Source organism: Variovorax sp. GW821-FHT09A10 (assembly GCF_059418385.1).
On the sequence record NZ_JBWKPT010000003.1, the window covers coordinates 673,406 to 699,228 of the forward strand.

The 25,823-nt window shown below is 67.1% G+C and carries 23 protein-coding genes; 6 read left to right on the forward strand and 17 right to left on the reverse strand.

Translation table 11 applies throughout. From position 1 onward, the window contains the following. Positions 1 to 126: 126 nt before the first annotated feature. Positions 127 to 1,383, forward strand: coding sequence for a porin (locus AC07Q9_RS16355; protein ID WP_495310735.1), 1,257 nt, complete (start codon positions 127 to 129; stop codon positions 1,381 to 1,383). A gap of 162 nt (positions 1,384 to 1,545) precedes the next feature. On the opposite strand, the gene AC07Q9_RS16360 is transcribed toward AC07Q9_RS16355, so the two are convergent. Together AC07Q9_RS16360 and AC07Q9_RS16365 are read right to left on the reverse strand one after the other, a co-directional pair. Continuing rightward, entirely contained in the window at positions 1,546 to 2,259 is a 714-nt protein-coding gene (locus tag AC07Q9_RS16360; protein WP_495310736.1) for a carbonic anhydrase family protein, read from the reverse strand. Positions 2,260 to 2,428: 169 nt separating this feature from the next. Beyond that, complete coding sequence (locus tag AC07Q9_RS16365) at positions 2,429 to 2,935, reverse strand: Lrp/AsnC family transcriptional regulator (protein ID WP_495310738.1); 507 nt, start codon at positions 2,933 to 2,935, stop codon at positions 2,429 to 2,431. A gap of 107 nt (positions 2,936 to 3,042) precedes the next feature. On the opposite strand from AC07Q9_RS16365, the gene AC07Q9_RS16370 reads away from it, so the two are divergent. Beyond that, on the forward strand, positions 3,043 to 3,666 hold the full coding sequence (locus tag AC07Q9_RS16370) for a LysE/ArgO family amino acid transporter (protein ID WP_495310739.1): 624 nt from the start codon (positions 3,043 to 3,045) through the stop codon (positions 3,664 to 3,666). A 4-nt stretch (positions 3,667 to 3,670) separates the two neighbouring features. Here the strand turns inward: AC07Q9_RS16370 and AC07Q9_RS16375 are convergent, their stop codons facing one another. The 5 genes from AC07Q9_RS16375 to pcaQ all read right to left on the reverse strand — a co-directional run bounded on the left by AC07Q9_RS16375 (position 3,671) and on the right by pcaQ (position 7,591). Continuing rightward, a complete protein-coding gene (locus AC07Q9_RS16375) occupies positions 3,671 to 3,979 on the reverse strand; it encodes a TfoX/Sxy family protein (RefSeq protein ID WP_495310812.1) in 309 nt (102 codons plus the stop codon). A gap of 83 nt (positions 3,980 to 4,062) precedes the next feature. After that, the gene (locus tag AC07Q9_RS16380) at positions 4,063 to 4,725 is read right to left on the reverse strand and encodes a suppressor of fused domain protein (RefSeq protein WP_489058831.1); all 663 of its coding nucleotides are present in this window, start codon (positions 4,723 to 4,725) and stop codon (positions 4,063 to 4,065) included. Positions 4,726 to 4,765: 40 nt separating this feature from the next. Next, on the reverse strand, positions 4,766 to 5,971 hold the full coding sequence (locus AC07Q9_RS16385; RefSeq protein WP_495310740.1) for a DUF418 domain-containing protein: 1,206 nt from the start codon (positions 5,969 to 5,971) through the stop codon (positions 4,766 to 4,768). Continuing rightward, positions 5,968 to 6,579, reverse strand: coding sequence for a TetR/AcrR family transcriptional regulator (locus tag AC07Q9_RS16390; protein WP_307638635.1), 612 nt, complete (start codon positions 6,577 to 6,579; stop codon positions 5,968 to 5,970). Before AC07Q9_RS16390 ends, AC07Q9_RS16385 begins: the two co-directional genes overlap by 4 nt. A gap of 82 nt (positions 6,580 to 6,661) precedes the next feature. Continuing rightward, positions 6,662 to 7,591, reverse strand: coding sequence for a pca operon transcription factor PcaQ (gene pcaQ / locus AC07Q9_RS16395; RefSeq protein ID WP_159276039.1), 930 nt, complete (start codon positions 7,589 to 7,591; stop codon positions 6,662 to 6,664). A gap of 136 nt (positions 7,592 to 7,727) precedes the next feature. Between pcaQ and AC07Q9_RS16400 the strand changes: the two genes are divergently transcribed. Continuing rightward, positions 7,728 to 8,741, forward strand: coding sequence for a tripartite tricarboxylate transporter substrate binding protein (locus tag AC07Q9_RS16400; protein WP_495310741.1), 1,014 nt, complete (start codon positions 7,728 to 7,730; stop codon positions 8,739 to 8,741). On the opposite strand, the gene AC07Q9_RS16405 is transcribed toward AC07Q9_RS16400, so the two are convergent. Next, positions 8,713 to 9,306, reverse strand: coding sequence for a MarR family winged helix-turn-helix transcriptional regulator (locus AC07Q9_RS16405; protein WP_495310743.1), 594 nt, complete (start codon positions 9,304 to 9,306; stop codon positions 8,713 to 8,715). The genes AC07Q9_RS16400 and AC07Q9_RS16405 overlap by 29 nt on opposite strands. Before the next feature lie 153 nt (positions 9,307 to 9,459). Between AC07Q9_RS16405 and AC07Q9_RS16410 the strand changes: the two genes are divergently transcribed. The 3 genes from AC07Q9_RS16410 (at position 9,460) to AC07Q9_RS16420 (ending at position 12,881) form a co-directional block, all read left to right on the forward strand. Beyond that, entirely contained in the window at positions 9,460 to 10,476 is a 1,017-nt protein-coding gene (locus tag AC07Q9_RS16410) for a Bug family tripartite tricarboxylate transporter substrate binding protein (RefSeq protein WP_495310744.1), read from the forward strand. Positions 10,477 to 10,582: 106 nt separating this feature from the next. Then, complete coding sequence (locus AC07Q9_RS16415; RefSeq protein WP_159272668.1) at positions 10,583 to 11,527, forward strand: Bug family tripartite tricarboxylate transporter substrate binding protein; 945 nt, start codon at positions 10,583 to 10,585, stop codon at positions 11,525 to 11,527. 22 nt (positions 11,528 to 11,549) lie between these two features. Then, positions 11,550 to 12,881 carry a sulfatase family protein gene (locus tag AC07Q9_RS16420; RefSeq protein WP_495310746.1) on the forward strand — a complete coding sequence of 444 codons (1,332 nt, stop codon included), beginning with the start codon at positions 11,550 to 11,552 and terminating at the stop codon, positions 12,879 to 12,881. A gap of 119 nt (positions 12,882 to 13,000) precedes the next feature. Here the strand turns inward: AC07Q9_RS16420 and AC07Q9_RS16425 are convergent, their stop codons facing one another. The 9 genes from AC07Q9_RS16425 to AC07Q9_RS16465 form a co-directional block, all read right to left on the reverse strand. Beyond that, positions 13,001 to 13,753, reverse strand: a complete 753-nt coding sequence (locus AC07Q9_RS16425) for a hypothetical protein (protein WP_495310747.1) — start codon at positions 13,751 to 13,753, stop codon at positions 13,001 to 13,003. Further along, positions 13,753 to 14,862 carry an AAA family ATPase gene (locus AC07Q9_RS16430; RefSeq protein ID WP_495310748.1) on the reverse strand — a complete coding sequence of 370 codons (1,110 nt, stop codon included), beginning with the start codon at positions 14,860 to 14,862 and terminating at the stop codon, positions 13,753 to 13,755. The genes AC07Q9_RS16425 and AC07Q9_RS16430 overlap by 1 nt, the downstream gene beginning before the upstream one ends. Before the next feature lie 957 nt (positions 14,863 to 15,819). Continuing rightward, positions 15,820 to 15,990, reverse strand: coding sequence for a hypothetical protein (locus tag AC07Q9_RS16435; protein ID WP_157627413.1), 171 nt, complete (start codon positions 15,988 to 15,990; stop codon positions 15,820 to 15,822). A gap of 105 nt (positions 15,991 to 16,095) precedes the next feature. Next, the gene (locus AC07Q9_RS16440; protein WP_495310750.1) at positions 16,096 to 16,485 is read right to left on the reverse strand and encodes a hypothetical protein; all 390 of its coding nucleotides are present in this window, start codon (positions 16,483 to 16,485) and stop codon (positions 16,096 to 16,098) included. 23 nt (positions 16,486 to 16,508) lie between these two features. Next, positions 16,509 to 16,952 carry an outer membrane protein assembly factor BamE domain-containing protein gene (gene bamE / locus AC07Q9_RS16445; protein ID WP_062479197.1) on the reverse strand — a complete coding sequence of 148 codons (444 nt, stop codon included), beginning with the start codon at positions 16,950 to 16,952 and terminating at the stop codon, positions 16,509 to 16,511. A 65-nt stretch (positions 16,953 to 17,017) separates the two neighbouring features. Next, positions 17,018 to 18,265 (reverse strand): beta-barrel domain-containing protein, encoded by a 1,248-nt coding sequence (locus AC07Q9_RS16450; RefSeq protein WP_390342608.1) that lies wholly within the window; start codon positions 18,263 to 18,265, stop codon positions 17,018 to 17,020. After that, complete coding sequence (locus AC07Q9_RS16455) at positions 18,262 to 20,454, reverse strand: type I secretion system permease/ATPase (protein WP_495310751.1); 2,193 nt, start codon at positions 20,452 to 20,454, stop codon at positions 18,262 to 18,264. The genes AC07Q9_RS16450 and AC07Q9_RS16455 overlap by 4 nt, the downstream gene beginning before the upstream one ends. Continuing rightward, positions 20,451 to 21,785: a TolC family outer membrane protein gene (locus tag AC07Q9_RS16460; RefSeq protein WP_495310752.1), complete on the reverse strand. Its 1,335-nt coding sequence runs from the start codon at positions 21,783 to 21,785 to the stop codon at positions 20,451 to 20,453. The genes AC07Q9_RS16455 and AC07Q9_RS16460 overlap by 4 nt, the downstream gene beginning before the upstream one ends. Before the next feature lie 61 nt (positions 21,786 to 21,846). Next, positions 21,847 to 25,823: tandem-95 repeat protein (locus AC07Q9_RS16465; RefSeq protein WP_495310753.1), on the reverse strand; the 3,977-nt coding region annotated here is incomplete at its 5' end.

Below are 25,823 nucleotides of genomic sequence, written 5' to 3' on the forward strand. Positions count from 1 at the left end.
TTTGCCCAGACGCATGAACCATGCGGAAGGCAGAAGAAATCAATTGAACGTATTTCCGCATGCCGAACCGGAGCTCCAACGCGGTGCGTGGGAGCGATGAATTTCATATTCAATTCAAGGGCAACAATGAAAAGACAATTCCTCACCGCCGCCGCACTGTTCGGGGTCGGGTTCGCCAATGCGCAGTCTTCCGTCACGCTGTTCGGCGTGGTGGACACGGGCATCAGCAATTACTCGTCCAAATCGCAGGACATGAACGGCGCCACGCTGTTCAACCCGTTCTACGTGAACCAGGGCACGCGCACCGCGAGCCAGACCGCGCTGAGCTCGGGCGGCTATTCCACGAGCCGGCTGGGCTTTCGCGGTACCGAGGACCTGGGCGGCGGGCTCGCGGCCAGCTTCTGGCTCGAGGCGCCGATCAGCCCCGACGACGGCAAGACCGGCATCACCACCTTCCAGCGCCGTTCCACGGTCAGCCTGTCGGGCGGTTTCGGTGAACTGCGCCTGGGCCGCGACTACGTGCCGACGGCCTGGAACGACATCGTGTTCGACCCCTTCGGCATCGTCGGCGTGGGCCGCAGCCTGATCTTCACCGCCGCCAACACGAACGCCGGCGGTGGCTCGGGCGGCTTCGGCGGCGACCTCAATTACAACCGCGCCAGCAATTCGATCGGTTATTTCCTGCCAAAAAATCTCGGCGGCTTTTATGGCCAATTCATGTACGCGCTGCATGAAAACACCAAATACGACCCCAGCACGGCGACGCCGCCCGGCGTCAATGCGGCGGGCGTACTCAATTCGGGCAATTCGGCTGCATCGCGCGCAGGCCGCTACCTGGGCGGGCGTGTCGGTTATGCCAATGGTCCATTCGACGTGGCCGTGTCGTATGGCAACAGCACGGCGGCCGACAATTTCTATGCGGGCACCACCGACAACGTCAAGACCTTCAATCTCGGCAGCTCCTACGATTTCGGCGTGGTCAAGCTGTTCGGTGAATTGTCGCGAATCAAGAAAACGCGCGATTACGCCGTCACGCCCCTGGCCGGCGGCGCGCCGGACGTCGACCTCACGGGCTACCTGATCGGCGTGACCGCGCCGGTCGGCCCGGGCCTGATCCGCGCCTCGTACTCCCAGGTCAAGTACGACCTCAACACCGTCAACCTGCCGTTCACGCCGTCGGTCGCCGACCCCAAGGCCAACAAGCTGGCCATCGGCTACGTCCACAACCTGTCCAAGCGCACCGCCCTGTACGCCACCGTTGCACGCATCAGCAACAAGAACGGCGCGGCGCTCACGGTCGGCGGCCCTGCCTTCGTAAACACCGGGGTGTTCGTGCCCAAGACCTCGACGGGCTACGACGTCGGGCTGCGCCACTCGTTCTGATCAGGGAAGACTGTCACGCGCAGGCAAAGAAGGAAGCAAGTGAGTGAATGACCGCGGGCGGCCCTGCGCCCGCGGATGTTCCGTTTCTCCAGGAGCCCGTCAGGCGGGTCCATTCGGTCCGCCCTGGTGCGGACCTCTTTTTTGGCGGGCCCGGTAGATGACTCAGTGCGCTGCCGGGTAGCGAATCAGCGGGCGCCCGTTGAGCGCTTGCAGCGCGCGGTTGTTGTGGCTGTAGTGCCCGCGAAACCCGGCGATCTGGGCGGACGACAAGGTCACCGGCACCTGCAGCACGTACCACTCGACGTTCTCCGTCAGCGGCGGCGTGGTCAGCGAACCCAGGTAGTGAAAGTAGCCCATGCGCGCGGGCAGCAGCGCCGCAATGTCCGTCATCGGGACCTCGCCGTCGTGCTCCTTGCCCAGCGCCGCGAGCAGCTTGCCGGCCAGCGGATTGGCCGCGCCTTCGCGGTACATCACGGCGATCACGGCCAGACGGCCGTCGGTGGCACGCAGGACGAAGTGGCCTTCGAGCGGAAAGTGCGCGCCGTCCACGGTGTGCTCGCTTTCGGCGTGAAAGTGGAACTGCGCCAGCTTGAAGTGACGGCCGCGGATCATGGCTTCCGGCCCGCGGGCCTCCACCTCCACGGCATGGCCGTTGTCGACCACCTCGAGCCTGGCGCGCGTGCGGCTCAGGCGCAGGCCCTGCGGTTCGCTCGCATCGCCGGGCCGGGCTTGCTGCGGGACGATGTCGATCGGCGATTGCGCACTGTCGTGCACGGCCTTCCAGCTTTCCTGGTGGTCGTAGTCCAGAGGCTGTGCGTGAAGGGTGAAGGCCGCAAGCGATGCCGCGGCCAGCAGAGAGCGAAGAACAAGAGACATGGTGGTGATGGTTCAGAGTTGGAGTTGGTTTTTCATCCCGAAGACCCGCCTCACGGCGAGCGCTCGCACCATATCCCGCAGCCAGCCCCCCAACCGACAGCAATTGTCAACTGCCCCTGAAAACCGTCAGTTTCGAGCGCGTGCCGGTCACACACGTTCGCAGCGGGTGTCATTCGTTGTTCAACGAGCCGCGTGCCTTCGATGTACTCCGTGCGGCGCGGGCCACGTCCACACCCGCCGGCGCCGCCACCGCGCGCGCCGCGATCGGCACCGACATCACGATCGAGGTGCGCGTCTCGCCCAGGTGGTTGATGCTGCTCACGAAGGCTTCGAGGTGCTCGATGTCGCGCGCGACCACCTTCAACACGTACGAGTCCTGCCCCGTGACGTGAAAGCACTCGAGCACTTCGCGCCGGCTGCCGAGCAGCTTCAGCAGCCGGGCCTTGTCGGGTTGCGCGGTGGTGATGCCGACCAGCGCCGTCACGGTGTAGCCCGCCTTGCGCGGCGGCACCACGGCGCGGTAGCCCTCGATGACGCCGGCTTCTTCGAGGCGCTTCACGCGCTCGGAGGTGGAAGGCACCGACAGCGCCACCTGCCGCGCCAGTGCCGTGAGCGAGGTGCGCGCGTCCTGCTGCAGCACGTCGAGGATCTGCCAGTTCTTGGCGTCGAGTTCCATGGATTTCAGGCCCGATTGAGAATTTCGCTTCCGATTTCAGGCAAGGCATGCCGCACGCCTGAATTTCGCCATTCTCGCCATGCAGGCCTCGCCGAACAATCGACGGCATGGACTTCGCTCTCTTTCTCAAGGCCCTCGTCATCGGGCTCTCGATCGCCGCACCGGTCGGTCCCATCGGCCTGCTGTGCATCCAGCGCACGCTCGCGCACGGCCGCACGATCGGCTTCCTCAGCGGCCTGGGCGCCGCATTGGCCGACGCCTGCTATGGCGCCATCGGCGCCTTCGGCGTGTCGGCCGTGGTGTCGACGATGGTCGCGGCGCGCGTGCCGCTGGCGCTCGGCGGCGCGGCGTTTCTCGCGTGGATGGGTGTGCAGTTGCTGCGCGCACCGGCGGCCACGCAGGCTCGGGCTGCGGAAGACGCGGCCACGCCGGTGAAGGCGCTGCTGTCGGTGTTCGCGCTCACGCTGGCCAACCCGATGACGATCCTGTCGTTCGTCGCGGTGTTCGCTTCGCTCGGCAGCGGCCACGTGAGCAGCGGCAGCGGTGCGGCGCTCACGATGGTGATGGGCGTGTTCCTCGGCTCGGCGCTGTGGTGGCTGGGGCTGTCGAGCATCGTGTCGATGGTGCGGCACAAGCTCGGCGCGCGCGTGCTGCAGGGCATCAACAAGCTGTCGGGCGCGCTGCTGCTGGGCTTTGCGGTGTTTCAGCTGTCGACGCTGTTGTCGCGCTGAGGAATCAACCAGCCGGCTTGCGGCGCGCGGGCTTGCGTGCCCCCAGCGCGCTCGCCAGCGCCTTCGTCGCCCAGTCGCGCAAGGCGTGCGGGTCTTCGAGCGCGTCGACCGGCGCCTCGTAGTAGCTCGCGACCTTCACGGTCGAGGCGCTGGTCGCGTACGAAAACGGCACCGCGCCCAGGCGCTCGAATTCCGGCCGGGTGGTGTCGTCCACGCGCAGGTACAGCGTGCCCTTCATCACGAAGGCGAACTGCACGCCGGCCTGCACGAGGCCGAAGCCGCCGAAGAAGCGCTTGACCTCGATGGGGCCCATCGCGCCGAGCGACTCGGCCAGCTCGAGCGCTCGCCCGTGCGAACGCTCGGCACCGCCGGCGGCGGTCGCACCTTTGGCGCGGCTCAAACGACCGCCTTGCGTCGCGCGTCGGTCACGGGCGCACCGCCATGCACTTCGAGCAAACGCAGCAGCGCCTCGGAGCTGTGGGCCTTGGCCCAGTCGCGTTCGGAATCGTTGATGCCGACGAGGTGCAGGAAGTCGAAGCGGCCCGAATCGAGCTGCGCCGTCGCGGGGTAATGCTTCGGCTCCATCAGCACCACATGGCGCAGGGCCACGGTGCCCTTCTCGCGGATCGCTTCGCCGACGGGAACGCGGTCGCCGTAGTCGAAGGGCTGCTTGTCTTCGCCGAAGTGCGAGTGCGCGAGCAGCACGTTGTAGGCGAGCAGGCGGCGCAGGAGCTTGATGGCCCATTGGTCCTGCGGCTGCGACGGCACCTCGATGACCAGCTCGGAGCCGATCCACGAATAGTCCTCGGGGTCATAGTCGGCCGGCTCGGTTTCCCAGGGCGTGGAGCCGCCCGAGGTCACGTACAGCCAGGTGTTGCGCACGGGCGTGGGCGCGAACTCGAACACGCCCAGATGCAGCCAGCGCGGATCGACGTCTTCGGCGCCCAGCGCCTTGAACTCGTCGAAGTCCAGCACGTAGATGCCGGTGCGCTCGGGGCCGAACAGGCGCGGGTAGAGCGTCTCTTCGCGGTAGGCCCACACGTCTTCCATGGAACTCATCGGCGCATCCTCCTCGTTGGAACGACGGGATTCTCGTCGTTCAGCGTGAACTGTGCGAACGACGCAGCGCCGGCCATTCGAGGTTGGTGAAGGCGCGCAGCACCCACTCCACCGGGCCGTACGCAAAGCGTGCCAGCCACCAGCGACTGACCAGCATCTGCGCGCCGAAGATGCCGAAGGCCACCATCAGGCTCATGAACGGCCCGAACTCGCCGATGAGCCGCAGCCCGTACGCCAGGAAGAGCCACGCGCACACCGCCGACTGCAGCAGGTAGTTCGACAGCGCCATGCGCCCCGCCGGTGCCAGCGCCTGCGCCAGCCAGCCGCCCCTGCGCGACTGGAACAGCAGCATCATCGCGCCCACATACGTCGCCGTGAGCAGCGGCGAGGTGAAGACGCCGACCGCCAGGCCGAGCACGTCCCAGCGCGAGCCCGGCACGACCGACGCGGTCCACGCATACACGGCCGCGCCCGGCAGCCCCAGCACCAGCCCGGGCACCAGCAGGCGCTTGAACAGCGGCCGGTAGCGGTCGGCCCGCGCGAACAGGTTGCGGCGGCCCTCGATGACGCCCGCGAAGAACATCGCCAACGCCATCGGCGCCTGCACCAGCCCGAGCACGATCCACACCTGCGACAGCTCGCGCAGGTGCTGGCGGATGACCGTCGCCGCCGTGCCACGGTACGCCGCGAGCGCCGAGGCCGCATCGGCCCTCGCGGTGCGAAGAACGTCTTCGGTCGCCGGCCCGCCCAGCATCGCGAGCATGCCGATGGCGCCCCACACCATCGCGGTCGCCAGCACCAGCCGCAACGCCCAGCGCGCCAGCACCGCGTCGCTCTGGTGGCGCAGCGCCAGCAGCACGGCGCCGAGCACCGCGTAGGTCGTGAGGATGTCGCCGTGGAACAGCAGCACCGCATGCAGCACGCCGATGCACCACAGCGCCACCAGCCGGCGCGCCAGGCGCGGCACGAAGGGCTTGCCGCTGCGCTGCGCCGACTGCATCTGCAGCGTGAAGCTGTAGCCGAACAGGAACGAGAACAGCAGGTAGAACTTGGTCTCGAACAGGAAGGCGACGGCAAAGGCCGCCACGCGGTCCAGCCCCGAACGCATCATCGGGTCGGGCAGCGGCTGGCCGTAGTACGGCGAGGCAAAGGCCGCGATGTTCACGACCAGGATGCCCAGCAGCGCGAAGCCGCGCAATGCATCGACGAGCGACTGGCGCTCGCCCGCTACTGGAGTGGGGTTCATGCGCCCCGCCCCGGCTTCGCGAGAAAGCGGCCCACCACGCGCCGCAGCATCGGTGCCTCGCGCGCCGGGTCGAAGCCCGTGTCGAGCGCCAGGCGCGAGAACACGCCGTCGATGAGCGCGGCGATCCAGTTGGCCGATTGCACGGGGTCGAGCTCGGGGTCGATCTGCCCACGTGCCGCCGCCTTGCGCAGCAGGGCCGCGAGGCCGTCGCGCATTTCGGTGTCACCCGCGGCCACGCTGGCGCAGACCACGGGGTTGCGCAGGGTCTCGGCCGCCACCTCCAGCGCCAACCGCGAGTAGCTGCGGTCGGAGGCAAAGACCATCACCACGTCGAGGAACGACAGCACCACCTCCAGCGGGTCGGCCGGGTCGTCGTCGATCGCGGCGAAGTACGCGGCCGTGTCGCGCCACTCCTCTTCGGCCAGGGCCTCGATGATCGCGTTCTTGCTGGGGAAGTAATGAAAGAGATTGCCCGGGCTCATGCCCGCGGCGGCGCAGATCTCGGCGGTGGTGGTGGCATGAAAGCCGCGCCGCGCAAAGCAGTCGCCCGCGGCCTCCAGGATCTGGCGGCGCTTGGCCTGCTGGCGTTCGGGGTCAACTTTGCGCACGGGGGTTCTCGCAGAATTCGGTCATGTCCGAATTATTAGACCGAGCGCTCGATCTATTCTGAAGGAAGCCTGAAGAAACCCTTCAGGCAGCGCGTGTGGCCGCAATGCCGCGGATGGTGTCCAGCAGCAGCCGCGCGCCCTCGCCCGTCTCGCTGCCGCGCCGCACGGTCACGCCCACGGGGCCTTCGGTGCTTGCCGTGTCGATGGCCACGCGCTGGAGTTCGCCGCGCGCCACGAAGCCTTCCACCGCGCCCTGCGGCGCAAACCACACCGCGTCGGAGCGCTGCAGCAGGCCCACGGCAAAGCTGGTGTCGGTCGCCTCCACCAGCCGGGCGGGCAGCGCCAGCCCCTGCGCGATGAGGAAGGCGTCGGCCGTGTGCCGGATCAGCGTGCCCGACACCGGCAGCACCAGCGGGTAGGCGGCCAGCGCGTCGAGCGTGGGCTTGCGCCGCGACGCCAGTGGATGGCCGGGGCGCACCACCAGCAGCAGCACCTCGCTGTACAGCTGCTCGAAGGCCAGGTCGGCCATGGCCGAGGCCTGCGCCAGCCGGCCGAGCACGAGGTCGATCTCGCCCTGGCGCAGCTGCGTCATGAGCTGCGCGTTGGTGCCGCTCACCACGCGCACGCGCATCGCCGGGTGCGCCGCATGCAGGCGCGCGACCGCTTCGGGCAGCAGGTGCGCCGCCATGTTCGGCAAGGCGCCGACCGCCACGCGCAGCTGGTCGGCCTCGGGCTGGTCCATCGCCAGGCCCAGGCCTTCGCGCAGGCCGCGCAGCGCCGACACCGCATGGCGCACCAGCACCTCGGCGGCCGGCGTGAGCTCCACACCGCGGCGGCGGCGCAGCAGCAGCTGGCGGCCCACGATCTCTTCGAGCTCGGCCACCGTCTTCGACACCGCCGGCTGCGTGAGCGACAGCGCCTCGGCCGCGCGCACCAGGTTGCGCTCCTGCGCCACCATGACGAGGCATTGCAGGTGGCGCATCTTCAGGCGCTCAAAGTTCATGGCTGACATGCGGTTCTCCTCGAAGCCGGTGGGGCGACGTGCTTTCAAATATAACCAGAGGGAATAGCTGGCGGAAGAGAGTTCAGTTGTGCCGCGCCGCGCAGCCTTCTAGAGTGCCGTGGATACGGAGACAGACACAGCAGCCATGACCACGATCCTTTCCTCGAAGCCTTCCTCTTCCTTTGGCGCGCGCCGCCGCCTCACGCTCGCCGCCGCCTGCGCCGCGCTGGCCCTCGGCCTCGCCGCCCCGGCCGCGCAGGCCCAGGCGAGCTACCCCGCCAAGCCCGTGAAGTTCCTCGTCAACTTCCCGGCCGGCGGCCCCATCGACATCCTCGGGCGCGCGCTGGCCGACGCGCTGCAGAAAGACCTGAAGCAGCCCTTCGTGGTCGACAACCGCCCCGGCGCGGGCGGCAACATCGGCGCCGACGCCGTGGCCAAGAGCCCGGCCGACGGCTACACCGTGCTGCTGGGCATCGACAGCACCTTCACCGTCAACCCGCACCTGTACGCGTCGATGCCCTTCGCGGCCAAGGACCTCAAGCCGCTGATGATCTTCAGCTCGTCGGGCCTGAGCTTCACCACCGCCGCCTCGGTGAAGGCCAGGACGCTGCCCGACTTCATTGCGCAGGCCAAGGCCGAGCCCGCCACCTTCAGCTCGGCCGGCAACGGCAGCCCGGGCCACATCGCCGCCGAGATCTTTGCGAGTGCAACCGGCGCGAAGATCGTGCACGTGCCCTACAAGGGCAACGCCCCGGCCGTGATGGCCATGCTCGGCAACGAGGTGCAGGCCGGCATCGTCGCCACGCCCGGTGTGCTGCCGCAGATCCAGGGCGGCAAGCTGCGGGCCCTGGCCGTCACCGGCCGCCAGCGCGCGCCGCTGCTGCCCGAGGTGCCCACCGTGGGCGAGCTGGGCCTGAAAGACCTGGAGTTCGAAGTGCTCTACCTCGCCATGGTGCCGGCCGCCACGCCCGAGCCCGTGATGCAGACCCTGCGCCAGGCGCTGCACAAGGCGCTGGCCCTGCCCGAACTGAAGGCCCGCCTGGCCTCGCTCGACATGGTGCCGCTGGCCGAAACCGATGCCGCCGCCGCCACGCGCCTGGCCACGGCACAGGCGCGCTACGGCCGCATCGTCAAGGCGACCGGGATGAAGGTGGACTGACGGCCTTGCCGCTGCGCGCCGTGCTGTTCTTCTTGCCGTTGCCTGCAGCCGCAGCCGCCGCCCCATGGCGCCCCCGGTCGGCCTTGGGCAGCACTGCCTGCGCCACCATGGTTTCGGCATGCGCCTGCAGGCGGTGCAGCGCGTCGTCGAAGCGCGCGGCATCGTTCGCGTCGAGCGTGCCCATCAGCTCGGCGTTGATGCGCGTCACCAGCGGAAAGAGTTCGTCGTACAGCGCCTGCCCCGTCGCCGTGAGGCCCAGCCGCACCTGCCGCCGGTCGCCGGCCAGCGCCGTGCGCGACACCAGCCGCTTGGCCACCAGCGAGCCCACCGCCTTCGAGGTGCGCGCCCGGTCCAGCTGCGCATGCTCGGCCAGCTGCGACGAGCCCAGCTCGCCCCGGCTGGCCAGCACCGCGATCAGGCGCCACTCGCGCCGCGTGATGCCGAAGCGGCCCTCGCACAGCCGGATCACCATGCTGCCCGCCACCGCGAGCAGGCGCGACAGCCGGTACAGCAGCAGGTCGTCCAGCGGGCGGCGCGGCGGGGTGGCGGCGTCTTCGGCAGTCATGGGGGTGCGTCTCGAAAGGCCGGGTAAATCCGGGCGATGGTTGATTTGATCAATCGAATGTAGCGTCTCCAGAATCGTCCGCAGCCGCGGCCACCCGCCCCGGCCACGCACAGACCCTGCCGAACGCCGAACGAGACCCCGGAGAGATTGACGATGCCCCAGCTTCCCGACCCGACCCGCCGCCGCACCCTGACCACCCTTGGCGGGCTGGCCCTTGCACCCCTTGCGTCCTTCGCACCGCTTGCGTTCGCGCAACAGCAACCCGCCGCCTTCACCCCCGGCCAGCCGATCAAGGTGCTCATCGGCGTGCCCGCCGGCGGCACGCAGGACGTGCTGACCCGCGCCATTGCCCACCAGGTGCGCGATTCGCTCGGCCCGCTCATCATCGACAACCGCTCGGGCGCGGCCGGCCGCATTGCCGTGGACGCCGTGAAGACCGCGCCGCCCGACGGCCACACCCTGCTGCTGGGCACCGCGAGCATGATGACCATGTTCCCCAGCGCCTACCGCAACCTGTCGTACGACCCCATCAAAGACTTCGTGCCGCTGGTGAACGCCGCGCGCTTCGAGCTGGCGCTCACCGTGCACAAGGACGTGCCCGCCAACACCCTGGCCGAGTTCATCACCTGGGCCAAGGCGCAGGGCGACAAGGTGAGCTTCGGCTCGTACGGCGCCGGCACGCCCTCGCACTTCCTGGGCGAAATGCTCAACCGCGCGGCCGGCCTGAAGATGGTGCACGTGCCCTACCGCGGCTCCACGCCCGCGCGCCAGGACGTGATGGGCGGCACCGTGCCCGTGTACTTCGACACCATCGGCGGCGCGCAGCAGATGCTGCCCACCGGGCGCGTGAAGGTGCTGGCCACCAGCGGCGACAAGCGCTCGCCGCTCATGCCGCAGCTGCCCAGCTTCGTGGAGAGCGGCTACAAGGACGTGGTGGCCACCGCATGGTTCGCCTACTACGCGCCGCTGAAGACGCCGCCCGCCACCGCCGAGAAACTGCGCTCCGAAATCATCCGCGCCGTGAACAGCCGCGACGTGCGCCAGCTGCTGCTGCAGAACGGCATGTACCCCGTGGCCGACGGCCCCGAGGCGCTCGTGAAGACCATGCGCGAAGACATTGCCCGCTGGGCCGGCATCATGAAGGCCGTGAACTTCCAGGCCAATGACTGACCGACCGATCGACACCAAGGACACACCCTTCATGATCCCGCGCGCCCCCTTTGCTTTCGCTTCTTCCTTCAACCCGGCCCGCCGCCGCCTCGCCGCCGTGCTGGCCATGGCCGGCCTCGTGGCGGCCATCGCCGCCCCCACGCTCGCGCGCGCACAGGCCACGCTCGACAGCCCGCTGCGCATCGTCGTCGGCTACGCGCCCGGCGGCGCCACCGACCGCGTGGCGCGCATCGTGGGCGACAAGCTCGCGGCCCAGCTCGGCGTGCCCGTCATCGTCGACAACAAGCCCGGCGCGGGCGGCCGCCTGGCCGCGCAGCAGGCCAAGGCCACGCCCGCCAACCAGAACGTGCTGATGCTCGCCAACCCCGCCGTGATGGTGGTGGCGCCGCTCGTCTTCAAGGACAACGGCTACGACGCCGAGCGCGACTTCGTGCCCGTGTCGCACGTCAACGCCTACGACTTTGCGCTGGCCGTGTCGCCCACCCTGCCCGTGCGCGAGCTGAACCATTTGCTCGCATGGATGCGCGCCAACCCGCAGCAGGCCAACGTGGGCGTGCCCGCCACCGGCAGCCTGCCGCACTTCTTCGGCCTCATGGTGGGCGAGAAGGCCAAGGTGCAGACCCAGGTGATCGGCTACCGCGGCTCCGCCCCGCTGCTGAACGACTTGATCGGCGGCCAGGTGCCCATTGCCGTCGACACCGAAGACGTCGTGCTGCCGCAGCACACCGCCGGCAAGCTGCGCATCCTGGCGCTGTCGGGCGAAAAGCGCTCGCCCTTCGCGCCCACCATTCCGACCTTCAAGGAAGCCGGCCTCGACCTCGCCGCCACCGGCTGGAACACCTTCTTCGCGCCGGCCAGCATGCCCAAGGAGAAAGTCGAGCGCCTGGCCACCACCATCCACGCCGTGATGCAAGACCCCGACACCCAACGCAAGTTCAAGGACGCCGGCATGACGCCGGTGGTGAGCACCCAGGCGCAGACCGCCGCGATGCTCAAGGCCTACAAGGCGCAGTGGGCGCCCGTGGTCCAGAAATCCGGCTACCAGCCCTGATCGAAAAACCTCTCAGCGACCTATGACGACACGCAGCACCCGCCCCAACATCATCTTCATCGTGGCCGACGACCTCGGCTATGCCGACCTCGGCTGCTACGGCGGCCGCGAGGCGCCTTTTGGCCGCGTGTCGCCCGTGCTCGACGGCCTGGCCGCCAACGGCTTGAAGCTCACGCAGGGCTATTCGAATTCGCCCGTGTGCTCGCCCACGCGCTTCGCGATGATCACCGCGCGGTATCAGTACCGCCTGCGCGGCGCGGCCGAAGAGCCCATCAACAGCCGAAGCCGCGGCAGCACCACGCTGGGGCTGCCCACCGAGCACCCCACCCTGCCGTTGCTGCTGAAAGACAGCGGCTACAAGACCGCGCTCATCGGCAAGTGGCACCTGGGCTACCCGCCCAGCTTCGGCCCGCTGCGCTCGGGGTATGAAGAATTCTTCGGCCCCATGTCGGGCGGTGTCGACTACTTCACCCACTGCGACTCGGCCGGCCGCCACGACCTCTGGTACGGCGAAGAAGAGCACAAGGACGACGAGGGCTACCTGACCGACGTGCTGTCCAAGCGCGCCGTCGACTACGTCGAACGCATGGCCACGCAAGAGGCGCCCTTCTTCCTGAGCCTGCACTACACCGCCCCCCACTGGCCGTGGGAAACCCGCGACGACGCCGACAAGGCGCCGCTCGTGAAGGACAACCTGTTCGACCTGTCGGGCGGCAACATTCATGTGTACCGCCGCATGATCCATCACATGGACGAGGGCATCGGCTGGATCATGGCCGCGCTCGAAAAGCACGGCATGGCCGACAACACCCTCGTCGTGTTCACCAGCGACAACGGCGGCGAGCGCTTCTCGGACAACTGGCCGCTGGTCGGCGGCAAGATGGACCTGACCGAAGGCGGCATCCGCGTGCCATGGATCGCGCACTGGCCCAAGGTGATCGCCAAGGGCGGCGAGAGCACCCAGCTGTGCATGACCATGGACTGGTCGGCCACCATGCTCGACGCCGCCGGCGTGAAGGCCGACGCGGCGTACCCGCTCGATGGCGTGTCGCTGATGCCCGTGCTGAAAGACGCCACCCACACCTTCCGCCGCCCCCTGCACTGGCGCATGAACCACCGCGGCCAGGAAGCCATGCGCGACGGCGACTGGAAGTACCTGAAGGTCGACGGCAACGAGTACCTGTTCAACATTCCAGCCGATGAGCGCGAACGCGCGAACCTGGGGAAGAAGGAGCCGCAGCGGCTGGAGGCGATGCGGGCGCAGTGGCAGGCTTGGAATGCGACGATGCCTGCAATTCCGGAGGATGCGACTGTGAGCCTGGGGTATTCGGTGAAGGATATGCCGCAGAGGTAAAAGTGCATCCCAAGGCCCCACAAAGCGGGATCACGGATCTTCGTTGAACCCCATTTGATTGCGCGTGGCCCGCCGTGGAAAGCCACGCGCCAATTTCGTTGAACAGCACCTCTCGCCAACTAGCCGGCGAATAGGCCCTCGACCGTCGCAGCAATCCGCTCTAGTCGAGCGCCTGGTCGCGCAGCGACCATTTCTAGCAATGCTTTGTCTGAATGCTTAGGAAGCCCTGCCCGGGCATTAGTGTTTCTGACCAAAAGCGCCAGCAACGACTTGCCACGAATATGTGTTCTGTAGTTCGCCAACAGAGTCGCCTTGGTAGCCATCGGATAAACCTCGCCATTCCTCAAAGCCAATAAATTTTGGCGCTGATTTGGGTCAAGTACATGCTGAGGATGCAAGGCGATTGGATTTTCAGACTCAATCAAATGCCGACTAAGCGCCAAGGCGTACCATTCAAGATAGTCATTTAGCTCCAAATGAAACCTCGCAACCTCCGCGCCAATCAAAAGAGATTCCAGATTTCCATCCTCGAAAACGTCGTTCTCAATTGAATATCCGTGAGTCAGGCACAGCGCCGGAGCCATATAGCCCATTGGGACTCCAGCATTAATCCACGTATCCTGATCAACAACAAACGCAAGCTTTACATTACCCGGAATTTCTTGCCTTCGATCGAATATTTGAAGCACCTTCTCTCGGCCACCTGCGGGAAAAATCGAAACACTCAGGTGTTCCAATCTATCTTCCAGACGTCTATAAACAATTAAATCATCACTCCCTTCACACACGACTGTAGGTAATGATGTTTTTTTCAAAAGAGCGATGATTTCATCTACAGTTGGCTGAGCCTTTGCTGGTGAAGCATTTCCCATTATTCCTCCTCATCGCCTCGTGAGGGATCGATCAACAACTCCTTTTCAGGATACTTGCTGTAAATAAATGGAGAATGGGTAGCTATCACAAATTGATTGGTAGTTTGCTGATTCATCAATATCGAAAAAAGCTGACGCTGCCAATCGACATGCAAACTCAATTCAGGCTCATCAATCAAAAATACCGCGTCACGGTAAAATGCATTGTAAGCAATAAAGCTCAGCATCTGCTTTTCACCTGCCGAAAGTGCATCAGAATTAATTGCTCCCGCAGCATCGCCAAAGCTCAAATTTCTTCCAAGCTTGATACCTGAGTGGCGAAACAATCGCATTGCAAGAGCTCGTACAGCCTCCAGTGGGCGCATGATTTCCTCGCGCGCCCCATCCATCCCCTCTATTTGCCCACGGATATCGTCAAGCAATTGATTTGCACTATCCAATTGATCAATATCCGCAATTTCTCTCTTATAAGCTTTTATTTTTCCAATTATTTCTTGAGAAATCTCTTGCTGCAATTTGTTATAAAACTCCGACAAATCCGTATATTGACGAACCAGCAGCGTAACAATATCCGCCGTACTCAGAGCTGCAACAAAAACGTGATTCTCATTAGAGATTCGCTTTGAAAGCGCTACCAATGACTCTTCGATATCATTTTTTCCTCGCCCCAACGAATTGCTTCTATCGCCTATCGTGAAGCCGCCCTCTATCCGCCGAAAAGTAGGGAAAAATACAGATGACCCAGTCGCTGCCAGTAACTGATTCGCTTGATCCTCGGCATTTACGAGGGTAATTTCGTTTTCATCATCGAATTGATCTTCGAAAACTCTAACACCATTCCCATCCCTCCATTCAATTCGACAGGTCGCCTGATTTATCCTGTACACAGTGCATGCATATTCAGATGTCTCAAGGGTCGCCTTTTTAAAAACCACCTCCCTCAAGGCTTGCAAAATATTCCCACTCATGATGTACCACGCGAGCTTGAGAATACTTGTCTTTCCAGCACCGTTTCTGCCGGTCACAATATTCAAGTCTCGATTAAAATCAATTCGCAGCGGCAACTCGCGACCAAGATGGCCAAGAACCTCAAAGGACTTAATGTGCACTGTAGTTTTTCCTTATCTCTTTAGTTGTCAGCATAGTTTGAAGTCTAGTCAGGATGAAACTTAACGTTACATCAAAAATCGATCTGCTGTCGACTGCCAAAACACGTTGCGAGAGTTCATCTAGCCAGGAGATTTATCTCCTCTACCAAGGTATGCATGTCTCGATTGATTCGCGCCAACAGGTGAGCGAGGCAAACTCGCACCCCACTCCTCCATCGTCCCCGGTCGGATAAGAAGGTGAGCCCCTGCACATGGCGATAGCACAGAGGCATGCTGCCCTCCTACCCCCTCCCACTCTCCCCCAACAACCTCTCCGCCTCCCTAGCCAGATCCGCCGCAATCCACAGCATGTGATCCCGGTGTTTCTCCCCTGCTTCCTCGAACCACCCGTTGCCGTCGCCGTAGCAGCACCACAGCAGGGAGTTCAGCTGGGCCAGTTTGATTTCGAGGAGGTCTCGGGCGTCTTCGCCTGTGGGGGTGGACGAAGGGGTCGCGCCGCGTGTGCGGCGGGGAGATTGGGGCGTGGAACGCCCGGCCATAATTCGATCAGCCATTTGTTGTGCCTTCCTGAAAAGTTTGCACGTCTCTTGGTCAGACGGTCAGGGTGTTCACGCACCCTGGCCGTCGCCTTTTGCGCCTCACATTCGTGTCGCTGCGCCACAAAGAGGCAGCGACACCCGCCGTGAGGCAAGGCGGTTCATTCGCTCGCACGAATCAATCGCTCGATCAATCAATGAATGTCTGGAGAAAAGGCGTTTCCTTTCACGGGGTTCGTCGGCCGCTACAGCGGGCCGTCTTGTCGCGGGGGCATTCACTGTAGAGAAGCGAAGCCGCGCAAGAGAAAAGAATTCGTCGACGATTTCTCGAATCGACGAGATATCTGAGGTGCCCCGGTTTTTCTGCTTCGCCGGAGGCGAGACGAGGCGAAGCAAGGTTCGGCTCGGGGCCGGCCGCCAGCTAGTGCGCGTGCGTGGCGCGCTCGGCTTCGCTGTCGTGGTGGTCCTGACTGACACCTCGGGCCGGCAGCGCGTCGGCCGCCAGCGCGAGGAAGAGCGCAAGGAGCAGCCACAGCGCCACGTCGCTCAACCGGTAGAGGTTCTTGCGAAAGCGCTTGGTGCGGCGGATCACGGCGCGCCTCCCGGGACGGCCGCGCAGGCGTCGTCGTTCAACGCCGGAAGAAGACAAGGCCCCATGCAGCGGACCGCATCCACCGCGAGGGCCGCGTCGTCCACCTCAGCCATGGGGCATGAGGTGGTACAGCTCCGGCAGAAAGCCGCCGGGCGCGGTGAGGCGCGACTTGAGCCGCACGACCAGGTGCAGGTCGTCCACCAGATGAATGTCGCCGCCGCGGTTGGTGAGCTGCAGCTTCACGGCCAGCAGGCCCTGCAGCTTGGCGCGGTGCCACTCGGCGGCGTCGGCGATCTGTGCGCGCGTCATGGCCGCGATGCCGATGCCGTGCTCCAGCTCGGCCGCGCGCAGGCAGGCCACGACGCGGTCGACGCTTTTCAGCGTGCCCTCGATCACCTCCAGGCAACGCTCGGCCAGCCGCGTGGGCTCGTCGGCGGAGTTGCCGTACACGAAGGCCTCGTAGGGACGGGGCGCGCGCGTGGAATCGCGAGACATGGGCTGCGGGCCGGCGTTGCAGCTCAGCGCGGCAGCAGGTCCAGGCATTGGCGGCGGCGCCACACGGCGCTGCGCACGGCCTGGCTGTCGTCGAACACGACCTTGTACTGGCACACGAGGTAGTTGGCCGACTGGGGCATCTGGAACTTGAAGTGGTAGTCCCACTCGGTGCCGAGCGCGCCTCGCTGCTGCTTCAGCGCCTGCCCGAGCACGGCGAGCACCTGGGCCTGGTTGAGGCCGGGCTTGATCTCGCGAAAGCGCTCGGGCCGCGACACGACGCCGTCGCGCAGAAAGGGCTCCTTGAAGTCGGGGCGGCGCGCCTCGACGTCGCGGTAGTCGAGCTTGTCGGGGTTGCTCACGGGGTCCACGGGGTTGTCGCGGGCCACCGCAGGAGCGGCGGCGCCGAGCAGCGCGGCGGCGAGCACGAAGGCGGCAGCGGCGGGGGATGCGTGCGGGGTGGTTTTCATGGCTAGCGTCCTCTTGGGTCGGATGGGTGTCGGATGGGTTTCGTGGGGAAATGGGCGCACGCGGGTCAGCGCTCGCGCATGGCTTCGCGCGCCTTGTTCAGCGGCTTGGTCAGGTAGTCCCACACGGTCTTGCGGCCGGTGCGGATGTCGGCGGTGGTCACCATGCCGGGCACGATGGGCATGCGGCGGCCGGCCTTGTCGGTGAGTGCGTCGGAGTCGGTGCGCACGAGCACGGGGTAGTACACGATCTCGGGCTTGACCTCGTCGCGCTGGGTGTCGGGCGCGATGGTCACCACGCGGCCCTTGAGGCCGCCGTACACGGCGTAGTCGTAGGCGGTGATCTTGATCTGCGCCTCCTGCCCGGGCCGCATGAAGGCGATGTCGCGCGGCGAGATGCGCGCCTCGACCAACAGCTGGTCGTCCAGCGGCACCAGGGTCAGCAGCGATCCGTTGGGCGGCACGACGCCGCCGATGGTGGTGACCTGCAAGCTCTTGACGATGCCGCGCACGGGCGAGTTCAAGGTGAGCCGCTCGAGCGAGTCGGCGCGCCCGCGCACCACGGACGACAAGGACTTGACCTCGGCATCGGCCTTGGCCAGTTCTTCGCGGCTGCGCACCATGTAGTTGGCGCGCGCCTCGGCAATCTTCAGCTCCAGGTCGGCGGCCTGGCGTTGCAGGCGGATGAGCTCGACGTTGCTGGCCGCGCCGCTCACCTGCAGCGAGCGGGTGATGTCGAGCTCCTTGCGCACGAGCGAAAGCGCCTGGCCCAGGCCGGACACGGTGTCGCGCAGGCTGCCCTGGCGCGAGCGGAAGAGCGCGCTTTCGGAATCGACCAGTTGCGCGTAGGCCTTCAGCTCGGCGGGGAACTGCAGGCTGCCCTGCCCTTGCACCTCGGCGCGCAGGCGCACGCTGCTGGCCAGCGCGGCGCGGTAGCGTGCGGCGGTTTCTTCCACGTTCGATTCGCCGCGCGTGGGGTCGAGCTGCGCGAGCACCTGGCCCTTCTCGACGATCTGGCCTTCGTGCACGCGCAGCTCGGCCAGGATGCCGCCTTCGAGCGACTGGATGCGCTGCTCGCGCGAGCTGGGAATCACCTTGCCCATGCCGCTGGACACCTCGTCGATCTCGAAGACCCAGGCCCACACGAAGAAGGCGAGCAGAAAGAGCGCGATGAACCACACGACGCGCGCGGAGCCGCTGGCGCGGGCTTCGTCAAAGTCGTCGGCGCCGCCGGGGCCCCACACGGTGGCGGTGGATACGGCCGGTGCCTGCGCGGCGGCTTGCACCTGCGCCTTGGTCAATGTCACGGCGTTCATGCCTGCCCCTCCTTGCTGCGGCCTGCGGAAGCCATCGCCTCGCGCGAGGCGACCGCGCCCTGGCGCAGCCGCGCCATCACCTGGTCGCGCGGCCCGTCGAGCACGACGGCGCCGCCGTCCACCACGAGGATGCGGTCGACCGCCTCGAGCACGGCCGGGCGGTGCGTGGCCAGCACCAGCGTGCGGCCGGCGGGCAGCGCGCGCAGCTGTTCGATCACTTCGCGCTCGGCCACTTCGTCGAGCGAGGCGGTGGGCTCATCGAGCAGCAGCACGCCGGGGCAGCGCAGCATGAGCCGCGCGAGCAGCAGGCTCTGGCGCTGTCCGCCCGAGAGGCCGCGCCCGCCTTCGAGCAGCGGATGGTCCAGCCCGGTGGGCAGGCGGCGCACGAAGGCCCAGGCGCCGGTGGCCTGCAGGGCCGCCACCAGTTCGGCGTCGGTGGCGTGGGGCGTGCCCATCTGCAGGTTCTCGCGCAGGGTGCCGTGGAACAGGCGCGCGTCTTGCGCGAGCAGGCCGACGTCGCGGCGCACGTCGGCGGGGTCGATGTGGGCCATCGACACGCCGTCGAGCAGCACGCTGCCCGCGCGCGGTTCGATGAGGCCCGACAGCGCCTGCAGCAAGGTCGACTTGCCCGCCCCGTTGCGCCCGAGCACGGCAATGCGTTCACCGGCGCCGATGTGCAGCGCCTTCACGTGCAGCGCGGTGGTCTGGCCGTCATGGCTGAAGACGGCGTCGCGCAGCGTGTAGTCGCCCTGCACGGCGGGCCGGTGCACGCGGGTCTCGTGGGGCGGGTGGTCGACCGGGAGCTTCATGAGCTGGTCGAGCGCCTCGCCGGCCACCTTGGCCTGCTGCCAGCGGTTGAGCACCTGCGTCACGCCGGCCAGCGGCGCGAGCATGCGGGTCGACAAGATCGATGCGGCCACGAGCACGCCGGTGCTCATGTGGCCGTCCATCACCAGCGGCGCGCCGAAGAACACGATGAAGGCGAAGGCGGCGCCCTGCACGGTCTGGGTCCAGTTGCTCAGGGTGTTGAGCAGCGCGCGCAGTTGCAGACCCGAGTCGGCGTTGACGGCGTTGTAGTGGTTCCACTGGTTCTGGAAGCGCGGCTCGGCCTGCAGCCCCTTGATGTCGTCGATGCCCTGCACGGCCTCGACCAGCATGGCGTTGCGCAGCGACGATTCGCGCATGCCCGTCTGGGCCAGCGCGCGCAGGCGCGGCTGCGCCAGCAGGCTGGGCACGATCAGCAGCACGCACGCGGCCAGCGGCACCAGCACGAGCCAGCCGGCAATGAACCAGAAGAGCACGCAGAACACGAAGAAGAACGGCAGGTCGGCCACGGCCGCCACGGTGGTCGACGTGAGCATTTCGCGCACGGGCTCCAGCTCGCGCAGCTGCGAGATGAAGGTGCCGGTGGCGCGCGGGCGCGCCGAGCTGCGCACGCGCAGCGCGTGGCCGAACACGCGGTCCGAAATGCGCAGGTCGGCGCGCTTGCCCACCACGTCGGTGATGCGCATGCGCGCGCCGCGCATGACCCAGCTGAACGCGATCGACAGCAGCACGCCGCCGAACAGCACATGCAGCGTGGGCAGCGACTGCGCGGGCACGACGCGGTCGTACACCTGCATCGAGAACAGCGTGCCGGCCAGCGCCATGAGGTTGTAGGCCAGCGACGCGACGAGGATGTGCGCGTAGGGCCGCCAGTCGGCCAGCACGATCTGGCGCAGCCAGTGCGGCTCCACCGGGCGGATGTAGGCGTCGACGCGTGAGTCGGGCGCCGATTGCGCGGGCCGCAGCACGGCCATGGCTTCGAGCGCGGGTTGCAGCTCGTCCACGGTGCAGACGGTTTCCGCGCCCTGGTCGCCACCGAGCATCACGCGCAGGCCCTGCGCCGAGATGGCGGTGACCACGGCCACCTGCCCGTCGCGCAGCTGCAGCACCACGGGCAGGCGCCAGGGGCTCAGGGTGTCCAGGCGCGGCGCGACCTGGCGCACGGTGAGCCCGGCCTGGCGGGCCATCTGGCGCACGCGCTCGCCGATGTCTTCGTGGTCGCTCCACGCGGCGGCGCCGCGAATGCGCTCGCGCGAGGTGTCGAGGTGGTAGTGGGCCGCCACGGCCAGCACGGCATCGACCCAGCCGGCGAGCAGCTCGGGGCCGCGCGCGGCAGAAAGCTCGGGCATCGTGGTGGCGGTCATGGCTGGCCTCCGGCGACGAGCTCGCCCGCATCGACCAGCCCGAAGGCCTCGCGCAGGCGGCCCGACTGGTACAGGCACTCGACCGCGAGGCGCTGCACCTCGTGCGCGCTCTCGGCCTGCTCGAAGCGCGCGCCGTGGAACTCCTGTTCGGCATTGAGCAGGTCGAGCAGCGAGCGCGTGCCCAGCTGCAGGTACTGCTCACGGTACAGGTCGCGCGTGCGCTGCGTGCTGTGCACGCGCGCGGCGAGCACGGGCAGGCGCAGCGCGTGGCCTTGCGATTGCACGCGCGCGTCTTCGAGGCGCTGGCGCACGCTGAGTTCTGCATAGCCCAGCGCGGCCTCGGCCGCCTCGACGGCGTGCGCGGCGGCGCGCTGGCGGGCCTGGCTGCGCCCGCCTTCATACAGCGGCGCGGTGAAGTTGACGGTGAACGTGCTCTCGTTGGCGGACTGGCCGGCGGGCCGCGCGCCCGATTCGAGCCCCCGGTTGACGGCCGCGTTGAGCGACAGCGTGGGCAGCAGCTGCGCATCGGCACCGCGCAGCGCGGCCTGTGCCATGTCGCGCTCGGCCTGCGCCATCTGCACGGTCGGCGCGGGCAAGGCCGTTTGCGGCAGCGCGGCGCAGGCGCTCGCGAGTGGTGCGGGCGCTTCGCCGGCGATGTCGGCCGGCGTGCGGCCCTGGATCAGGTGCATGAGGCTCAGGCGCCAGCGCTCGGCCTGCGACGCGGTGTGGAGTTGCTGGGCGCGTGCGGCCTCCAGGCGCGACTGCGCCTGCGCCACGTCGGACTGGCTGGTGGCGCCCTTGGCCTGGCGCTCGCCCACGAGGCCGGCCAGCGACTGCACGCCCTTCACCTGGGCCTGCGCGATTTCGCCGAGCGCCTGCTGGCGATGCACTTCGATCCATGCCTGCGCGGTGTCGCGCACCACGTCGTCGACCGCCACGAGCAGCTTGGCGCGCGCGGCCGTGGCCGAGGCTTCGGCCTCGCTCACGGCACTCGACACCTTGCCGAAGTCGTACAGCAGCTGCGTCACCGACAGCGAGGCCTGGTGCACCTGGCGGCGACCGTCGGCCTGCAGCTGGCGATTGCCCGTGCGCGCGCTGACGCCGGCGCTGATTTGCGGGTAGTAGCCCGAGCGCGCCGCCGCAATGCCCTCGCCCGCCTGCAGCGCCTGGCCGACGGCGTTGCGCACGGTCGGGTGCGAGGTGGCGGCCAGGCGCACGGCCTCGGCCATGCCCAGCGGGGCGACGGTGCTGGCTTGCGCAAGCGCCGCCGATCCGGCGAGCAGGAAGAAAAGGCCCGCGGCGGCAGACGAAAGATGACGGGAAGCAAGCATGCGTGAAGACGTGCAGACCACCAGGTGCCGACGCCGCAAGCGGCGCCGGCACGCCGGTCGGTCAGTGGTGAAGCGCGAGGCCCATGTGAAGCTCGTCGTCGAGCAAAGGCGCCACGGGCGGTGCGTAGGCCGCGAGCGAATCGGGCGACGTCGCGAAGGGCAGCGCCGTGGGAGACGCCTGCGTGCCGCCGAAGGCCGGTGGGAACGCGGCCTGCAACAGTGCATGCAGCGACTCGGCCGCGGTGTAGGCCTGCAGCATGTCGGACAGCTGCAGCCCGCCCCACGCCGTGCCGTCGCCGAAGGGGAAATGCGGTGCATCGTGCGGTTGCTGCTGCTCGATCGACACCGTCACCTCGTCGACGCCGGCCAGGCCCAGCGAATCGGGCGAGGTGTACAGCGCCGCCGCACCCGCTGCAGGCGTGTAGTTGACGTGCAGCGTCTGCGTGGCCACGTTGCTCGCATCGCCGTCGCGGTCGACCACCTGGTAGCTGAGGGTCTCGTCGTAGTTGTGCGAGGTGGTGGTGCGCGGTGCCACCTGGTAGCTGAACTCGCCCGTGTCGAAGTCCACCACCAGCTTGCCGCCCTTGTCGGTGGCAATGGTGACCTGGTGCGTGGCCTGGTTGTAGCTGTAGTCGCTGCCGGTGGCCGGGCCGGTCTTCGTCATCAGGCCCGTGCTGCTGTTGAAGGCGTAGGTGGTGCCGTCGATGGTCAGCGTGGACACATGGCCGCCGTCGGCACCGAAGCCCGACGAGCCGCCGAGGCCGCCGGTCAGCAGGTTGCTGACCGTGGGCGGCACGCTGATCGTGCCTTGCAGCATGTCGTTCAGCTGGCTCGTGTCGGTGACGATCTTGCCGTTGGTGTTCGTGCCGGTGTTGCCGTTGTAGGCGATGGGGTCGATGATGCCCTGCGCCGCGGGCAAGAGGTCGGACCCGAGACCCAGTGCGAACGAGTTGATCTTGTTGTTGGTGAGGAAGGTCTTCCAGATCGCTTCTTCCGCCGCCTGGATGCCGAAGTCGGCCGTGTTGCTGCCGTTGCTGTTGTTCCCGAGCTGGCCGGTGTTGCCGTCCCCCCGGGTCGGCTCGCCGTCCGTGAGGAAGTAGGACACGTTTTGCGCGCCCTGCAGCTTGCCATTGGCCTCGAAGCCGGTCATCGCCGTAGCCAGGGCGGCGTCGTAGTTGGTGCTGCCCCCGTGCAGCAGGGTCTGCACCAACGCCTTGGCCTCGGCCGCCGTCATCCAGGCCTGCTGCGCCTGCCCGGTCGTGCTGAAGGTGACAAGCTGCACCCGGACTTCGCCGTACAGGTCGTAGCCGTCGATCAGGTTCTGGACGGCCGCCTTCGCACGGGAGAGCCGCGTCGGCGTTTCCTCGTTCATGCTCCCGGAAAGGTCCAGGATCACCATCAGGTTCGTGTTGATCGGCGCCACGTCGACGGACTGCTCGCCGTTCACGAGCACCGGCGCATCGTCCTTGACGGGCACGTCGAACCTCACCGGCGCAGCAGCGGTCTGGCCGTCTGTCACATGCGCCTGGAATTGCAGGTTCGACACGCCCTCGCCGTTGCCCGTCGGGTGGTCGATCGGCGCCTTCAGCGTGACGGTGTAGCCCGCCTCGAACTGCCCCGCGCCGGTGGCGGTGACGTTGCCCACGGCCACGGTCATCACCTGGGTGGTGAGGCCGCCGACGGTGACACTGCCCGTGAGCGTGTGCGTGCCCGCGTCCCAGGTCCACGACACCGGCTGGCCGCCGGAGGTGACGCCGGCCGGGCCGCTGAGCGACACCGACAGGTCGCCCGCCAGGCTGTCGGGGTCCGCGATGGAGATCTTGCCGGTCGATTGCACCGGCGGCTCGCCCACCGCCGCAATGCCCCCGGGCAGGCTGCCTTCGGAGACGATGCCGGCGTCGGTCGCCGTGGCCGTGGGCGCGTCGTTCACCGGGTTGACGGTCACGGTCACCGTGCTGGTGGTCGTGCCGCCGTGGCCGTCGCTCACCGTGACGGTGAAGCTGTCGGTGCCGTTGAAGTTGGCGTTGGGAACGTAGGTGTAGGTGCCGTTGGGGTTCACCGTCACCGTGCCGTGCGACGGGTTGCTGCCCTTGGTGTAGGTCAGCGTGTCGCCGTCGACGTCGCTGCCGATGACCTGGCCGCTGACCGGCGTGTCTTCGTCCGTGGTCTTTGCGTAGTCGGGAGCCTCTGGGGCCTCGTTGACGTTCTGCTCGTTGAGCGTGACGGGGATGTTCGTCGTGACGGTGCCGTCGCTCGCACCGACCACCAGCGCGTGCGCGTTGGCGCCCGCTTCGTAGTCGTTGACGAAGGCTGCAGCGCCTGCCGGCGTGAGGCTGATCTCGCCCGTGGCGGGGTTGATGGCGAAGTAGCCGGCGTCGTTGCCCGAGAGGATGCTGTAGGTGACGGTCGCGCTGTCGATGTCGGTGGCTTGGACCGTGCCGAGCACGGTGCCCGCCGTGCGGTTCTCGTCGTAGCCGAAGACGTAGCCGGTGGCGCTGTCCACCGGCGTGCCGCCGCCGTCGACGAACACCGGGGCGTCGTTGACGGGGTTGATGGTCACGGTGACGGTGCTGGTCGTCGTGCCGCCATGGCCGTCGCTCACCGTGACGGTGAAGCTGTCGGTGCCGTTGAAGTCGGCGCTGGGCGTGTACGTGTAGGTGCCGTCGGCGTTGACGGTGACCGTGCCGTGCGATGGGTCGCTGCCCTTGGCGTAGGTCAGCGTGTCGCCGTCGACGTCGCTGCCGACCACGCTGCCGCTGACGGGTGTGTCTTCGTCCGTGGTCTTGGCGTAGTCGGGCACCGTCGGTGCGTCGTTGATGTTCTGCTCGTTGAGCGTGACGGGGATGGTGGTCGTGGCCGTGCCATCGGTCGCACCGATCACCAGCGCGTGCGCGTTGGCGCCTGCTTCGTAGTCGTTGACGAGGGCTGCTGCGCCTGCCGGCGTGAGGCTGATCTCGCCCGTGGCGGGGTTGATGGCGAAGTAGCCGTTGTCGTTGCCCGAGAGGATGCTGTAGGTGACGTTCGCGCTGTCGATGTCGGTGGCCTGGACTGTGCCGAGCACGGTGCCTGCGGGGCGGTTCTCGTCGTAGCCGAAGACGTAGCCGGTGGCCGTGTTCACCGGCGTGCCGCCGCCGTCGACGAACACGGGGGCGTCGTTGACGGGGTCGATGGTCACGGTGACGGTGCTGGTGGTCGTGCCGCCGTGGCCGTCGCTGACCGTGACGGTGAAGCTGTCGGTGCCGTTGAAGTCGGCGTTCGGGGTGTAGGTGTAGGAGCCGTCCGCGTTGACCGTGACCGTGCCGTTCGCGGGGTCGCTGCCCTTGGTGTACGTCAGCGTGTCGCCATCGACGTCGCTGCCGACGACCTGGCCGCTGACGGGCGTGTCTTCATCGGTCGTCTCGTTGTAGTTGGGCACCGTCGGCACGTCGTTCACCGGGTCGATCGTGACCGTCACGGTGCTGGTCGTCGAGCCGCCGTGGCCGTCGCTCACCGTGACGGTGAACGTGTCGGTGCCGTTGAAGTTGGCATTCGGGGTGTAGATGTAGGTGCCGTCGGCGTTGACGGTGACCGTGCCGTTCGCGGGGTCGCTGCCCTTGGTGTACGTCAGCGTGTCGCCGTCGACGTCGCTGCCGACCACGCTGCCGCTGACCGGCGTGTCTTCGTTCGTGGTCTTGGTGTAGTCGGGCACCGTGGGTGCGTCGTTCACCGGGTCGATCGTGACCGTCACGGTGCTGGTGGTCGTGCCGCCGTGACCGTCGCTGACCGTGACGGTGAAGCTGTCGGTACCGTTGAAGTTGGCGCTGGGCGTGTACGTGTAGGTGCCGTCGGCGTTGACGGTGACCGTGCCGTGCGATGGATCGCTGCCCTTGGTGTACGTCAGCGTGTCGCCATCGACGTCGCTACCGACAACGCTGCCGCTGACCGGCGTGTCTTCGTTCGTGGTCTTGGTGTAGTCGGGCGCCGTGGGTGCGTCGTTCACCGGGTCGATCGTGACCGTCACGGTGCTGGTGGTCGTGCCGCCGTGACCGTCGCTGACCG

Excerpts from the sequence above, each read along its gene's own strand:
- AC07Q9_RS16355 (WP_495310735.1), top strand. The coding sequence starts at position 127 with ATGAAAAGACAATTCCTCACCGCCGCCGCACTGTTCGGGGTCGGGTTC.
- AC07Q9_RS16360 (WP_495310736.1), bottom strand. The coding sequence starts at position 2,259 with ATGTCTCTTGTTCTTCGCTCTCTGCTGGCCGCGGCATCGCTTGCGGCC.
- AC07Q9_RS16365 (WP_495310738.1), bottom strand. The coding sequence starts at position 2,935 with ATGGAACTCGACGCCAAGAACTGGCAGATCCTCGACGTGCTGCAGCAG.
- AC07Q9_RS16370 (WP_495310739.1), top strand. The coding sequence starts at position 3,043 with ATGGACTTCGCTCTCTTTCTCAAGGCCCTCGTCATCGGGCTCTCGATC.
- AC07Q9_RS16375 (WP_495310812.1), bottom strand. The coding sequence starts at position 3,979 with ATGGGCCCCATCGAGGTCAAGCGCTTCTTCGGCGGCTTCGGCCTCGTG.
- AC07Q9_RS16380 (WP_489058831.1), bottom strand. The coding sequence starts at position 4,725 with ATGAGTTCCATGGAAGACGTGTGGGCCTACCGCGAAGAGACGCTCTAC.
- AC07Q9_RS16385 (WP_495310740.1), bottom strand. The coding sequence starts at position 5,971 with ATGAACCCCACTCCAGTAGCGGGCGAGCGCCAGTCGCTCGTCGATGCA.
- pcaQ (WP_159276039.1), bottom strand. The coding sequence starts at position 7,591 with ATGTCAGCCATGAACTTTGAGCGCCTGAAGATGCGCCACCTGCAATGC.
- AC07Q9_RS16400 (WP_495310741.1), top strand. The coding sequence starts at position 7,728 with ATGACCACGATCCTTTCCTCGAAGCCTTCCTCTTCCTTTGGCGCGCGC.
- AC07Q9_RS16405 (WP_495310743.1), bottom strand. The coding sequence starts at position 9,306 with ATGACTGCCGAAGACGCCGCCACCCCGCCGCGCCGCCCGCTGGACGAC.
- AC07Q9_RS16410 (WP_495310744.1), top strand. The coding sequence starts at position 9,460 with ATGCCCCAGCTTCCCGACCCGACCCGCCGCCGCACCCTGACCACCCTT.
- AC07Q9_RS16415 (WP_159272668.1), top strand. The coding sequence starts at position 10,583 with ATGGCCGGCCTCGTGGCGGCCATCGCCGCCCCCACGCTCGCGCGCGCA.
- AC07Q9_RS16420 (WP_495310746.1), top strand. The coding sequence starts at position 11,550 with ATGACGACACGCAGCACCCGCCCCAACATCATCTTCATCGTGGCCGAC.
- AC07Q9_RS16425 (WP_495310747.1), bottom strand. The coding sequence starts at position 13,753 with ATGGGAAATGCTTCACCAGCAAAGGCTCAGCCAACTGTAGATGAAATC.
- AC07Q9_RS16440 (WP_495310750.1), bottom strand. The coding sequence starts at position 16,485 with ATGTCTCGCGATTCCACGCGCGCGCCCCGTCCCTACGAGGCCTTCGTG.
- bamE (WP_062479197.1), bottom strand. The coding sequence starts at position 16,952 with ATGAAAACCACCCCGCACGCATCCCCCGCCGCTGCCGCCTTCGTGCTC.
- AC07Q9_RS16450 (WP_390342608.1), bottom strand. The coding sequence starts at position 18,265 with ATGAACGCCGTGACATTGACCAAGGCGCAGGTGCAAGCCGCCGCGCAG.
- AC07Q9_RS16455 (WP_495310751.1), bottom strand. The coding sequence starts at position 20,454 with ATGACCGCCACCACGATGCCCGAGCTTTCTGCCGCGCGCGGCCCCGAG.
- AC07Q9_RS16460 (WP_495310752.1), bottom strand. The coding sequence starts at position 21,785 with ATGCTTGCTTCCCGTCATCTTTCGTCTGCCGCCGCGGGCCTTTTCTTC.